Origin of the sequence: Achromobacter sp. NPDC008082 (assembly GCF_042957345.1) — a bacterium.
GTDB lineage: Bacteria > Pseudomonadota > Gammaproteobacteria > Burkholderiales > Burkholderiaceae_B > Achromobacter > Achromobacter kerstersii_A.
In genome coordinates this window covers 1-12,416 of sequence record NZ_JBIBIB010000005.1, presented here as the reverse complement: position 1 = coordinate 12,416, position 12,416 = coordinate 1, and the positions used below count along the sequence as shown (strand labels likewise).

Genomic DNA, 12,416 nt, shown 5'->3' with positions numbered 1-12,416 from the left:
AAATCGGCGAGACTAATCTTCCGAAAGATTAAGCATGGCCTTCAGCGGCGGCCCTTCGACCCCAGCAACGACCCTAGCAAGCCGCGCGTGAGCTCGCGTGCAATCGAGCGCACGGTGCTCTTGGCCATGGTTTGCACCACGCCATCGCGCTTGCCGCCGCGAGGGCCGGTAGAGCCGAACAGCACGTCGTTCAGGCTGCCCATCAGGCCGCCGCCGGATTCCTCGGCGGGCGCCGGGGCGCCACCGGGCTGCGCTGGCGCCTTGTTTCCTGATTGTCCGGGCTGCCCCGCCGGCACCGCAGCGCGTCCGGCCAGGACTTCATAGGCAGATTCGCGGTCTATGGCTTTTTCGTACTTCGCGGCCATCGGGCTGCCCTGGCGCAGGGCCTGGCGTTCGGCATCAGTAGCCGGGCCGATCCGGCTGGCGGGCGGCACGATGTACGCACGTTCGGTCGGCATCGGGCGGCCTTTGGCGTCCAAGAGCGATACCAGCGCCTCGCCCACGCCCAGCTCGGTGATGGCGGCTTCAATATCCAGGCCCGGATTCGGGCGCATCGTCTGGGCGGCCGTCTTCACGGCTTTCTGATCGCGCGGGGTAAAAGCCCGCAAGGCGTGCTGGACGCGGTTGCCCAATTGGCCCAGCACGGTATCGGGAATATCCAGCGGATTCTGCGTGACGAAGTAAACGCCCACGCCCTTGGAACGCACCAGGCGCACCACCTGCTCGATCTTTGTCAGCAGCGCGGCCGGGGCGTCGTTGAACAGCAAATGGGCTTCATCGAAGAAAAAGACCAGCTTGGGCTGATCCATGTCGCCCACTTCCGGCAGCTTTTCATACAGATCAGCCAGCAGCCAGAGCAGGAAGATGGCGTACAGGCGCGGGGCCTGCATCAGCTTGTCGGCGGCCAGTACGTTGACCATGCCCCGGCCCTGGGCGTCTGTCCGCATCAGGTCGGCCACGTCCAACATCGGTTCACCGAAGAATTTTTCCGCGCCTTGGGACTCCAGCGCCAACAAGCCGCGCTGGATGGCGCCGACGCTGGCGGACGACACGTTGCCATAGCGGGTTTTGAGTTCGGCCGAGCGGTCCGCCACGTTCTGAAGCATGGCGCGCAGGTCTTTCAAATCCAGCAGCAGTTGGCCTTCGTCGTCGGCCACCTTGAATACCAGGGTCAGCACCCCTTCCTGCGTGTCATTCAATTCCAGGATGCGGGACAGCAACAGCGGCCCCATATCCGTAATGGTGGCGCGCACGGGCAAGCCCTGCTCGCCGAACACGTCCCACAGGGTGACAGGGCTGGCGCCCCAGACCGGTTCCGCCAGGCCCAGGTTCTTTAACCGCTCGCTCAGCTTGGGGCTCGCCGCCCCCGCCTGGGAAATACCGGTCAGGTCGCCTTTGACGTCGGCCATGAAAACCGGCGTGCCGATCCGGGAAAAAGACTCCGCCAGCACTTGCAGCGTGACGGTTTTGCCGGTGCCCGTGGCGCCGGTGATGCAGCCGTGGCGGTTGGCCAGCGCAGGCAGCAGCGCCAACTCGGTCTGCGCGTTCTTGGCGATGACGATAGGGTTGGGCATGTGCAGCACTCCGGACCAGGGATCAAAAAGATGCCCAAGTGTAGAGCTTGGCGCGCGCCTTGTGCGCGTGGCAATAAGGACACAGGCAAGACAGCGCCGGGCGCGCAGGCCGCCGTCACGGTAAAATGCCTTTTTTGCAGACAATTTATCCTGGGAAGCCATGGCCGGACACAGCAAATGGGCCAATATTCAGCACCGCAAAGGGCGTCAAGACGCCAAGCGCGGAAAGCTCTGGACCAAGATCATTCGTGAAATTACCGTGGCGGCGCGCGCCGGCGGCCCCGACCCGGACAGCAATCCGCGCTTGCGCATGGCCTGGGACAAGGCCACTGACGCCAACATGCCCAAGGACAACATCCAGCGCGCCATCCAGCGTGGCGCGGGCGGCGCAGACGGCGACGCCTACGAGGAAGTCCGCTACGAAGGCTACGGCATCGGCGGCGCGGCAGTCATCGTCGACTGCATGACCGACAATCGCACCCGCACCGTGGCGGAAGTGCGCCACGCCTTTGCCAAGAACGGCGGCAACCTGGGCCAGGAAGGCTCGGTGGCCTTCATGTTCAAGCACTGCGGCCAATTCGTGTTCGCCCCCGGCACGCCCGAAGACAAGGTCATGGAAGCGGCACTCGACGCAGGCGCCGAAGACGTCACGACTGACGACGAAGGCGTGATCGAAGTCGTTTGCGCGCCGGCCGATTACGCCGCTGTTCGCAAGGCGTTCGACGACGCTGGCCTGAAGGCCGAAGTCGACGGCATCGTCATGAAGGCCCTGAACGAAACCGAGCTGGCCGGCGAAGACGCCATCAAGATGCAGAAACTGCTCGACGCCCTGGAAGGCCTGGACGACGTGCAGGAAGTCTATACCACTGTCATTTTCGACGAAGCGCAGTAAATCCCACCGTCCTGGCCGGGCGGCATCCGCCGTCTTGCCAGGGTGATATTCGGACCCGGATTGTCTTGGGTCCGTTGCCTTCTCCACGGGCTAGAGTGGCAACCTTCAGAATCACGCAACATGAAACTCCTGGTAATTGGCTCGGGCGGCCGCGAACATGCCCTCGCCTGGCGGCTCGCCCGCTCCCCGCGCGTACACAAGGTGTACGTCGCCCCGGGTAATGGCGGCACGCAACGGGCCGAGCAGATGGAAAACGTCCCGCTCACCAATGCCGAGGAATTGGCCGACTTTGTCCAGCGCGAAGGCATCGCCCTGACGGTCGTTGGCCCGGAAGCCCCGCTGGCCTCGGGTGTCGTGGACGTGTTCCGCGCCCGTGGCCTGAAGATCTTCGGCCCCACCAAGGCGGCCGCACAGCTGGAAAGCTCGAAGGATTACGCCAAGGCCTTCATGGTCCGGCACAACATCCCGACGGCGCGCTACGCCACCTTCACCGACCCGGTCCAGGCGCACGCCTATATTGATCAGGAAGGCGCCCCCATCGTCATCAAGGCCGACGGCCTGGCTGCCGGCAAGGGCGTCGTCGTGGCCGCTACGCTCGAAGAGGCGCACGCCGCCGTCGACGCGATGCTGGGCGACGGCTCGATGGGCGCCGCCGGTGCGCGTGTCGTCATCGAAGAATGCCTGGTGGGCGAAGAAGCCAGCTTCATCGTCATGTGCGACGGCCGCAACGTGCTGGCCCTGGCCACCAGCCAGGACCACAAGCGCCTGCAAGACGGCGACCAGGGTCCCAACACGGGCGGCATGGGCGCGTATTCGCCCGCGCCGATCGTCACGCCTGAACTGCACCACCGCATCATGCGCGAAATCATCCTGCCGACGGTGCAGGGCATGACGCGTGACGGCATCCCCTACACCGGCTTCCTGTACGCCGGCCTGATGATCGCCCCGGGCGATGATCCCGATCGCGAAATCAAGACGCTGGAATTCAATTGCCGCATGGGCGATCCGGAAACGCAGCCGATCATGATGCGCGTCAAGAGCGACCTGCTGGACGCGCTGGAACACGCCGTGGACGGCACGCTGAACCAGGCCGACATCGTCTGGGACCGCCGCACCGCGCTGGGCGTCGTGCTGGCCTCGCACAACTACCCGAACACGCCGCGCACCGGCGACGTCATCCGCGGCCTGCCCGCCGACGCCGAAGACTGCATGGTCTTTCACGCCGCCACGGAACTGGTCGGCGAAGACACGAAGACCACTGGCGGCCGCGTGCTGTGCGTGACGGCATTGGGCGACTCGGTCAAGATGGCCCGCGACCGCGTGTACGAAGCCATTGACGGCATCCACTTCGATGGCCGCCAGTACCGCAGCGACATCGGTTGGCGCGCGCTGAAGCCGTCGCAGCAAAAACCCAAGTCCAACGCGTAACCGGAAAGCGCTGATGAACGCCTTGCCCGTCACCACTGTCCGCGACTATCTCACCGGCTTGCAAGCCCGCATCGTCGCGGCCTTGGAAGACGCGGAAGGCGGCGCCTTCCGTGCCGATGAATGGGTGCGGCCCGAAGGCGGCGGCGGTTTGTCGCGCCTCTTGGAAGGCGGCAAGCTGTTCGAACGGGCGGGTGTGCTGTTCAGCCACGTCAAGGGCACGAAGCTGCCCCCGTCCGCCAGCGCCCACCGGCCCGAGCTTGCAGGCCGCAGCTGGGAAGCCATGGGCGTATCCATGGTGCTGCATCCGCGCAACCCCTATGTGCCGACCACGCACATGAACGTGCGCATGTTCGTCGCCGCGGCCCGCCCGGGCCACGACGAATCCGACGTCTTCTGGTTCGGCGGCGGCATCGACCTCACGCCCTACTATCCTTTCGAAGAAGACGCGCGGCACTTCCATACGGTGTGCCGCGACGCGTTGGCCAGCCACGGCCCCGACTACTACCCGCGCTACAAACGCTGGTGCGACGAATATTTCTTCCTGAAGCACCGCAATGAAACGCGGGGCATCGGCGGCATTTTCTTTGACGACTTGAACGCCCCGGGCTTCGATGCCTCGTTCGCCTTGACCCGTTCCGTTGGCGACGCGTTCCTGGACAGCTACCTGCCCATCGTCGAACGCCGCCGCGCCTTGCCGTATTCGGAACGCGAACGCGATTTCCAGGCTTACCGCCGGGGCCGCTACGTTGAGTTCAATCTGGTGTTCGACCGCGGCACGCTGTTCGGCCTGCAATCCGGCGGCCGGACGGAATCGATCCTGCTGTCGATGCCGCCGCTTGCGCAATGGCGATACGACTGGCAGCCGGAGGCGGGCACGCCCGAGGCCGAGCTTGCCGCCTATCTGACGCCACGGGATTGGGTTTGAAGCGCATCGGTCTCTTGGGCGGCAGTTTCGACCCCGTCCACATCGCTCATATCGCCTTGGCGCAGAACGCTTTGGACACGCTGGGGCTCACCGGCGTGGAACTGATCCCCGCCGCCAACCCATGGCAGCGCGCGGCTTTGCACGCTACAGGCGATGAACGCTGCGCCATGCTGGAACTGGCCATCGCCGGCCACGACGGTTTACGCGTCAACCCCATCGAAATCGAACGCGGCGGCGCAACCTACACCATCGACACGCTGCGCGCCCTGCCCCAGGATGCGCGTTATGTCTGGCTGCTGGGCGCTGATCAACTGGCCAATTTCTGCACGTGGCGCAACTGGCGCGACATCGCCAGCCTGGTGGATCTGGCAGTGGCCACCCGCCCCGGCACCCCGTTGACGCCGCCGGCCGAGTTGGCCGCCTGCCTGCAAGAACAGGGCCGCCAGCTGGAAGAGCTGCCGTTTTCACCCATGGCGGTTTCCGCTTCCGACATCCGCCGGCGTCTGGCCGCGGGCGAATCCACTGAAGGCCTGCTGGCCCCGTCGGTCGCCGCCTATATTGCGGCGCACCAACTTTACCGATAAACCTCACCCGCCGGGCGCTGAAAGCGTCACGGAGCCGGCATCCGCCGTCCGTCCGCGGGTTATATTTGCAGCTATGGATATAACGAAACTCCAACGCGCCGTCATCGATGCCCTCGAAGACGTCAAGGCGCAAGACATCAAGGTCTACAACACCACGCATCTGACGAGCCTGTTTGATCGCGTCGTGATTGCCAGCGCCACCTCCAACCGCCAAACCCGCGCCCTCGCTTCCAGCGTGGCAGATCGCGGCCGCGCGCTCGACCTCTCGGGCATCACGATCGAAGGCGAAGACACCGGTGAATGGGTCGTCGTCGACTTGGGCGATATGGTCGTGCACATCATGCAACCGGCCATCCGCCAGTACTACAACCTGGAAGAAATCTGGGGCGGCAAGCCGGTGCGCGTGAAGCTGCTGCCGGAATCGACCCGCGTTGCGCCGATCCCCACCGACAGCAACTACGACGACGTCGACCACTGAGTCTTAGCCGTGAAATTGATCGTTGCGGCCGTAGGCACTCGGATGCCGGACTGGGTAGAGACTGCCTGGGCCGATTACGCCAAGCGCCTGCCCGCCGATTGCGCGCTGGAACTGCGCGAAATCAAGCCTGAACCCCGCACCACCGGCAAGACGCCTGCGCAGATGATGGCGGCGGAAGCCAAGCGCATCGAAGCCGCCTTGCCGACCGGCGCGCTGCGTCTGGCGCTGGACGAGCGCGGCCGCGACCTCACCACCATGGCCCTGTCGCAAAAGCTGGAACAGTGGCGGGCTGGCGGGCAAGACGTCGCTTTTCTCGTCGGCGGGCCAGACGGCCTGGATGCCGACCTGAAGGCCTCGTGCAGCGGGCAGTTGCGGCTGTCGTCGCTGACGCTGCCGCATCCCATGGTGCGCGTCGTGCTGGCCGAACAGCTCTATCGCGCCTGGGCCATCATGACCAATCACCCCTATCACCGCGCCTGACCGCAAGCCCGGGCCGGCGCCCACTTCGCTGACGCATGCCCCACTCCGCCGACACCCCCACCCCAGTCCGTCTTTACCTTGCCTCGGCCAGTCCGCGGCGGCGTGAATTGCTGACCCAGATCGGCTTGGCGCACGAGGTCTTGCTCGTTCCCGCCCCGCCCGGCGAAGACGAACCCCAACATCCAGGCGAAAGCGCCGCCGATTATGTGCAGCGCACCGCGCGCGACAAAGCCCTGCGCGGGCGCGATTGGATGCAAGAACAAGGCTTGGCGCCACTGCCTTTGCTGGCCGCTGACACCACCGTCATGCTTAACGGCCAGGTGCTGGGCAAACCGGCCGACCGCGATGACGCCATCCGCATCCTGCGCGCCTTGTCCGGCGCGGCACACGAAGTCCATACCGCCGTCGCCGTGTGGACGGGCGAGCAGTTGCTGGAAGCCGTCTCCATTACCGAAGTCCGTATGCGCGACCTGCACGACGACGAGATTGCCCGCTACTGCGACAGCGGCGAACCCTTCGGCAAGGCCGGCGCCTATGGCATTCAAGGCTTGGCCGGCACCTTCATCTCGCATATCTCCGGCAGCTACACCGGCGTGATGGGTTTGCCACTGTTCGAAACGGCTAACCTGCTTCGCGCAGCGGGTATCCAAACGCCCTGACCGCGTTGCGCTTCAAATGAAAAATCCCCCGAGGTCTTGCGGACTTCGGGGGATTTTTCATTGCAAGAACGGATACGGCGCGTTAGGCGGTATGGCTCAACGTTGGCTGCGCTTCGTTGACTGCCGCAACGGGCGGCACTTGCCCTTCCAGCGCGGCGTGCAACTGCTCTTTGTCCAATTCGCCTTCCCAGCGCGCGACCACGACGGCGGCGGTGGCATTGCCAACCAGGTTCGTCAGCGCGCGGCATTCCGACATGAACCGGTCCACGCCCAGAATCAGCGTCATCCCTGCGATCGGCACGGACGGCACAACCGACAAGGTCGCAGCCAGGGTGATGAAGCCCGCGCCCGTGACGCCGGCGGCGCCCTTGGAGCTAAGCATCGCCACCGCCAGCAGCAGGATCTGGTCGCCCAGCGACAAGGGAATGTCACACGCCTGGGCGATGAACAACGCGGCCATCGTCATGTAGATGTTGGTGCCGTCCAGGTTGAACGAGTACCCGGTGGGCACCACCAGGCCAACTACCGACTTCGAACACCCGGCGCGTTCCATCTTCTGCATCAGGGTGGGCAACGCCGCTTCGGACGAGCTTGTACCCAGCACCAGCAGCAATTCTTCGCGGATATAGCGCACCAGCTTCAAAATCGAAAAGCCGTTGTAGCGCGCGACCAGGCCCAGAATCACCACGACGAACAGCACCGACGTCGCGTAGAACGTGCCCACCAGCATCGCCAGGTTCACAACCGACTTGATGCCGTACTTGCCAATGGTGAACGCCATCGCGCCGAACGCGCCAATCGGCGCCGCCTTCATCAAAATGGCGACCAGCTTGAAGATGGGCTGTGCCAGCGCCGTCATGAAGTTCAGAATCGGCTTGCCGCGCTCGCCCACCATCGCCAGCGAAATACCAAACAGCACGGCCACAAACAGCACCTGAAGAATGTCCCCGCCCACGAACGGGCTGAAGATGGTCGTCGGGATGATGTTCATCAGGAAGCCGGTGATGGTCGAGTCGTGCGCCTTGGCCACGAAGTTCGCCACGGCTTTCTCGTCGAGCGTCTTGGGATCGATGTGCATCCCCGCGCCCGGCTGGACCAGATGGCTGACCAGCATGCCGACGATCAGAGCCAGCGTCGAGAAGATCAGGAAATACAGCATGGCCTTGCCTGCCACGCGGCCCACCTTTTTCAGGTCGCTCATGGCGGCAATACCCGACGCCACGGTCAGGAAGATCACCGGCGCGATGATCATCTTCACCAGCTTGATGAAGGCGTCGCCCAGCGGCTGCATCTGCTGGCCAAGCTCAGGCTTGAATGCGCCCAACAGCACGCCCACCACGATGGCGAAAATCACCTGGACATACAGGATTTGATAGAACTTGAGCTTGCGCGCAGGCGCGCCTTGATCCACGTCGATCATTGGGTTTTGTCCCCACCAATGCTCCTTGCCCCGGGCGGCTAGCGCAGCGGGCGACGGAGCGTTATCTGTTTTATGGCATTGCGTTATCGCCGCAAGCCCATTTCACCGGGCGTGCGGATGCCGCTCGGCTTGCATACCTATATGCAAGACGCGTGCCAGCATTCAAAGGCCTGGCACCGTCCGCACAAGCCCTTGATAAGACGGAGTATTCCTATTTCTGAATGGGATCTCTGACAATTATCAGAGCGGAAACCCGCACGAAAACGGGATAGAATGTGCGGAAAACCGCACACGCCATGACAACTCCCTTGCCTACTCCTCAACGCAGCCGCCCAGGCTCGACAACGCATCCGCCCACAGGGCTGACTGCGCGGGGGGCAATGGGCAGCACTTGGCCCTGGCCGTGGCGGGCGGTGATGATTCTGCTGGCCATCGCCATCGTGTTCGCAGTGCTGCATATCGCCACGCAATGGGCGCGCGATGGCGCGATCAAAACGGCCACCGTCCAGGCGCGCGCGGCGGGCCAGATCAATGCCGCGCTGCTGCGCAATAACCTGGACAAATTCAGAGCCCTGCCCTTCGTGTTGACGCGCGATGTCGATGTGCGCGCAGCCTTGCAAGGAGCAAGCACAGCGCAGATCGAATCATTGGATGACAAGCTCGATACCTTGAGCCACGGGGTTGGCGCCTCCGCTATCTATCTGCTGGACCCCAAGGGCTTGGCCATCGCCGCCAGCAATTGGCGCGAACCCGCCACATTCGTGGGCGTGGACTACCAGTTCCGGCCGTACTTCCAGCGCGCCGTCGCCAACGGTTCCGCGGAACACTTTGCGCTAGGTACGGTCAGCCACGAAGCGGGGCTGTATTTGTCGCGGCGCATCGACGACACCAATGGCGCGCTGCTGGGCGTCATCGTATTGAAGGTCGACTTCCGTGACCTTGAATCCGACTGGCGCCAGTCCAGTGCGCCCATTTTTGTCACGGATGAGCACGGCGTGGTGCTGTTGGGCAGCATCCCGGACTGGCGCTTCGATGTGTTGGCGCCGCTTGCGCCTGGCTTGGCCGAGCGCTTGCGCACCAGCCTGCAATTCGGCGACGCGCGCTTCCAGTCCTTGCCTGTCACGCCGCCGCTGGCGCCTGCAAGCACCGGCCAACTAGTGCGTATCGACGACGCGTTGCCGACGCTGCCCAAAGGCGCGCCGCTCTTGCACACCACACTGCCCATTGCCGAGTCACCGGGTTGGACCTTGCACCTGCTGTCGCCCGTTCAGGCGGCGATGAACCAAGCCACTGCCAACGCGCAGCTAGGCGCGTTGCTGGCGCTGAGTCTGCTGGCCGCTGCGATTGGCATCGTGCTGTATCGGCGCCATCGCAATCGCGAACGCGCAGAACAGCAGGCCGCCATCCAGGCCCAACTCGCCGCGCTGGTCAATGAACGCACCGCGCAGCTGCGCGAGGTCAACGACCATCTGATGGATGAAATGGACGAACGCCAACGCGCCGAAGCGCGCTTGCACACGATGCAAGACGAGCTGGTGCAAGCCAGCAAGCTTGCGCTGCTGGGCCAGGTTGCAGCGGGCGTCGCACATGAAATCAATCAGCCCGTTGCCGCCATCCGTGCGTACGCAGACAACGCATTTGAGTTTTTACGGCGGCAGGATTCCGGCTCCGCACAGGAGAATTTGGGCACCATTGCGTCGCTGACTGAACGCATCGGGCACATCACGGGCGAATTGCGCGCATTCTCTCGCAAGGCAGGCGCATCCGTCGGGCCAACCAGCCTGAATGAAGCCTTGGACGGCGCGTTGCTGCTGGTCGGCCCCCGTGCGCGCCGCCAAGGCGTCACGCTGCAACGGCCACCGGAAGATCAGGACGTTCTGGTCCGGGCGAATCGCATCCGGCTGGAACAAGTGTTGGTGAACCTGCTGCAAAACGCCCTGGAAGCGTTGGAAGGTCAGGCGGACGGCCGCGTCGTGGTCGCGCTGCAAGACTGGGGCGCGACGGTTCAGATCCATGTCGCTGACAACGGCCCGGGGCTGTCCGAAGACGATCGTGCACGACTGTTCACCCCTTTCCATACGACTAAGCCGGAAGGCCTGGGCTTGGGCCTCGTCATCTGCCGCGACATCGTCACCGAATTTGGCGGCGAACTTCGCGCCGCCCACCCCAGCGACCCCGGCTTTCCTGCACCTCACGGCCCGCAAGCGGGCGCCATGTTCACCCTGACGCTGCGTAAGGCAGCTACCGGACACGCCGTTTCGGCCACCCCGTCATGACTCGCTCACCTGTATCACCTGCCCCAATCGTCGCTTCAACTTCAATTGATGAAGGTCTACGCGCGCCTGCTTCGCCTCACGTCGTGTTCATTGACGATGACGAGGAACTGCGCCGCGCCAATGTTCAGACACTGAAGCTGCACGGCATGACGGTCGACGCCCATGCCACAGCGCGTTCCGCGCTTCCCGTCTTGCATCGCGATTTCGACGGGGTGGTCGTGACCGATATCCGCATGCCCGATATCGATGGCCTGCAACTGTTCCGTCGTCTGCGTGACATTGACCCCGAGCTTCCGGTCATCCTCATCACCGGCCACGGCGATATCGCCACCGCCGTCCAATGCATGCGTGACGGCGCCTACGACTTTCTGGCCAAGCCTTATGCGCCCGAACGTCTGACGACGGCCATTACACATGCCGCGGAAAAGCGTCATCTGGTGCTGGAAAACCGCCGCCTGCGCGAAGCCGCGTTTGCCGTGGAGGCGGACGAAGTCCCTTTCATCGGCACCACGCCCGCCATGCAACGCATCAAACAAACGCTGCGCCATATTGCGGATGCGGATGTCGACGTGCTGGTTGAAGGGGAAACGGGTACCGGCAAGGAAGTCGTCGCGACAGCGTTACATCGCTTGAGCCGCCGCCGGCACCGCGCGCTCGTCGCCATCAACTGCGGCGCGTTGCCCGAAAGCGTTATCGAAAGCGAATTGTTTGGGCATGAAGCCGGCGCCTTCACGGGCGCTCAAAAAAAGCGTATTGGCCGTATCGAACATGCTAGCGGCGGAACCCTGTTCCTGGACGAAATCGAAAGCATGCCGCTGGCCGTGCAAGTGAAGCTGCTGCGGGTACTTGAATCACGACAGATCACACCGCTGGGTAGCAATGAGGTGCGTAATCTGGATCTGCGCGTGGTCGCTGCCACCAAGGAAGATTTGGGCAGTCCGGCTATCCGCACCAAATTCCGCGAAGACCTTTTTTACCGGCTCAATGTGGTCACGATCCGCATCCCGCCGCTGCGCGAACGCCGGGACGACATTCCTTTGCTGTTTGCCCATTACCTCGGCCATGCATCCCGCCGCTTTCATCGCGATATTCCTGAGATGCCTGCCTCGATCAAACAGTATGTGATGACGCATGACTGGCCGGGCAATGTGCGCGAACTCGCCCACTTCGCCGAGCGCGTGGTGCTCGGCGTACTGAACGCGCCCGACGCAGGAGTCGCTTCCGGAGCCCAGGCAACACAAAGCCTGCCGGAAAGAATGGAACACTTCGAAGCCCAACTTATCCGCGATGCGCTGCAAGCACATCAAGGCGATATCAAAGCCACGCTGGAAACGTTGGGCATTCCCCGCAAGACCTTCTACGACAAGTTGCAAAGGCATGGCATCGACCGGCAGCAATACCTGCCCAGCCCTTATCAATCGCAGCCCAATCCATAGACGCTACGGCGAACTGTACGACCCGTATCAATTACCACACCATCCGTCGCCGGCGCATAAAGGCAGGATTAATACCGCACCCATGCAAAACCCCCTCGCAGCGCCAGCTGCGAGGGGGTTTCTTTTAATCAATGCTTGATATCAATGGCCGACTCGTAAAACCGAATCGCCAAAGACAAAACCCCACAGGGTTACCTGTGGGGTTTTGCGGAATAAAAGCCTGACGATGACCTACTTTCACAGACGTCCGTCCACTATCATCGG

Annotated in this window: 11 protein-coding genes; 9 read left to right on the top strand and 2 right to left on the bottom strand. The window is 63.4% G+C overall.

All coding sequences use genetic code 11. The features are described from left to right. Positions 1-41 precede the first annotated feature (41 nt). On the bottom strand, positions 42-1,574 hold the full coding sequence (locus ACFZAI_RS19865) for a helicase HerA-like C-terminal domain-containing protein (RefSeq protein ID WP_391568553.1): 1,533 nt from the start codon (positions 1,572-1,574) through the stop codon (positions 42-44). Positions 1,575-1,734: 160 nt separating this feature from the next. On the opposite strand from ACFZAI_RS19865, the gene ACFZAI_RS19860 reads away from it, so the two are divergent. From ACFZAI_RS19860 to ACFZAI_RS19830, 7 genes are all read left to right on the top strand, one after another. Continuing rightward, positions 1,735-2,466 (top strand): YebC/PmpR family DNA-binding transcriptional regulator, encoded by a 732-nt coding sequence (locus ACFZAI_RS19860; protein WP_054427393.1) that lies wholly within the window; start codon positions 1,735-1,737, stop codon positions 2,464-2,466. A gap of 120 nt (positions 2,467-2,586) precedes the next feature. After that, positions 2,587-3,894, top strand: a complete 1,308-nt coding sequence (gene purD / locus ACFZAI_RS19855; protein WP_391568552.1) for a phosphoribosylamine--glycine ligase — start codon at positions 2,587-2,589, stop codon at positions 3,892-3,894. 13 nt (positions 3,895-3,907) lie between these two features. Further along, positions 3,908-4,819 carry an oxygen-dependent coproporphyrinogen oxidase gene (hemF, locus tag ACFZAI_RS19850; RefSeq protein WP_391568551.1) on the top strand — a complete coding sequence of 304 codons (912 nt, stop codon included), beginning with the start codon at positions 3,908-3,910 and terminating at the stop codon, positions 4,817-4,819. Continuing rightward, positions 4,816-5,403 (top strand): nicotinate (nicotinamide) nucleotide adenylyltransferase, encoded by a 588-nt coding sequence (gene nadD, locus ACFZAI_RS19845; RefSeq protein WP_391568550.1) that lies wholly within the window; start codon positions 4,816-4,818, stop codon positions 5,401-5,403. The genes hemF and nadD overlap by 4 nt, the downstream gene beginning before the upstream one ends. 73 nt (positions 5,404-5,476) lie before the next feature. Then, positions 5,477-5,881 (top strand): ribosome silencing factor, encoded by a 405-nt coding sequence (gene rsfS / locus ACFZAI_RS19840; protein WP_391568549.1) that lies wholly within the window; start codon positions 5,477-5,479, stop codon positions 5,879-5,881. Positions 5,882-5,890: 9 nt separating this feature from the next. Then, positions 5,891-6,361, top strand: a complete 471-nt coding sequence (gene rlmH, locus ACFZAI_RS19835) for a 23S rRNA (pseudouridine(1915)-N(3))-methyltransferase RlmH (protein ID WP_391568548.1) — start codon at positions 5,891-5,893, stop codon at positions 6,359-6,361. A 35-nt stretch (positions 6,362-6,396) separates the two neighbouring features. Further along, the gene (locus ACFZAI_RS19830) at positions 6,397-7,020 is read left to right on the top strand and encodes a Maf family protein (RefSeq protein WP_391568547.1); all 624 of its coding nucleotides are present in this window, start codon (positions 6,397-6,399) and stop codon (positions 7,018-7,020) included. Positions 7,021-7,102: 82 nt separating this feature from the next. On the opposite strand, the gene ACFZAI_RS19825 is transcribed toward ACFZAI_RS19830, so the two are convergent. Continuing rightward, complete coding sequence (locus ACFZAI_RS19825) at positions 7,103-8,440, bottom strand: dicarboxylate/amino acid:cation symporter (protein WP_391568546.1); 1,338 nt, start codon at positions 8,438-8,440, stop codon at positions 7,103-7,105. 380 nt (positions 8,441-8,820) lie between these two features. Between ACFZAI_RS19825 and ACFZAI_RS19820 the strand changes: the two genes are divergently transcribed. After that, a complete protein-coding gene (locus ACFZAI_RS19820; protein WP_391568545.1) occupies positions 8,821-10,716 on the top strand; it encodes an ATP-binding protein in 1,896 nt (631 codons plus the stop codon). Continuing rightward, complete coding sequence (locus ACFZAI_RS19815; RefSeq protein WP_391568544.1) at positions 10,713-12,152, top strand: sigma-54-dependent transcriptional regulator; 1,440 nt, start codon at positions 10,713-10,715, stop codon at positions 12,150-12,152. The genes ACFZAI_RS19820 and ACFZAI_RS19815 overlap by 4 nt, the downstream gene beginning before the upstream one ends. The last annotated feature ends 264 nt before the right edge of the window (positions 12,153-12,416 follow it).